This is a genomic window from Kitasatospora sp. NPDC053057, from assembly GCF_044546945.1.
Classification (GTDB): Bacteria; Actinomycetota; Actinomycetes; order Streptomycetales; family Streptomycetaceae; genus Kitasatospora.
This window is the reverse complement of the sequence record NZ_JBITZP010000051.1, coordinates 24,691-25,508: the sequence shown is the minus strand read 5'-3', so window position 1 is coordinate 25,508 and position 818 is coordinate 24,691. Positions and strand designations below refer to the sequence as shown.

The 818-nt window shown below is 75.1% G+C and carries 1 protein-coding gene and 1 pseudogene; both read left to right on the top strand.

Annotated features, from left to right (window positions below):
* A pseudogene (locus tag ACIG5E_RS34335) lies at window positions 1–460 on the top strand (hypothetical protein); the annotation flags it as partial.
* A 113-nt stretch (window positions 461–573) separates the two neighbouring features.
* On the top strand, window positions 574–818 hold a 245-nt coding region (locus ACIG5E_RS34330), incomplete at its 3' end, for a hypothetical protein (protein ID WP_396540287.1).

The window sequence follows — 818 nt, the reverse complement described above, 5'->3', positions numbered from 1 at the left end:
CGAGCTCGCGCAGGTCGAGCAGAGCCGTGCTGCAGCCGTCGAGGAGGGCAAGGCCCACCAGGCCGCTGCCGAGCAGGCCCGCGCGGAGCTCGCGGCCGCGGCATTGGCCCACGCGGCCGAGCTCGCGCAGGTCGAGCAGAGCCGTGCTGCAGCCGTCGAGGAGGGCAAGGCCCACCAGGCCGCTGCCGAGCAGGCCCGCGCGGAGCTCGCGGCAGCCCGGCGGCCGGTCGAGGCCGCAGTGGTCAGCGTCTTGAACGCCCGGCTTGTCCGGATGCGGCACACGGCCAGCGAGCCGGTGCCGGTCGAGGAGCCGACGGCCGCTCAGGTACCCCCAGCGAGGAAGCGGACCAGGACCACCACGCCGGCGAAGTCGCCAGCCGCAGCTGCCAAGAAGACGACCGCCAAGAAGACCGCCACGAAGCGGACCAGTTCGCCGAGGCGCGGTCCAGCAGCTGAGTAAGCGGGGAGAGGAACCGGTGCGTACCCCCTCTGCCGGTGACTAGGTCAAGCGCTGAGGCCGACCCCAACCGGGGCCGGCCTCAGTGCTTCACCGCCGCCCGAGAGGCGCGCCGGGTGGAACTCGCCGCGGTCGAGGAGGCCCGCGTGGCCGCCGTCGCCGACGTCGCCGAGGCACGCGGTGCCCGGGAACGAGCCGAGGGCGAGCGGGCCTCAGCCGTACGGCTCGCCGAGCAGGCACAGGCCGCCGTGGCCGAGGCACACGGCGAGGCCAGCCGGGCCCGCCAGCAACTCGCCGACGCACAGCGCGAACTCGCCGAGCTCCGTCGGGAGCTGGAGGACCAGTCCCAGGCCCACCGGGC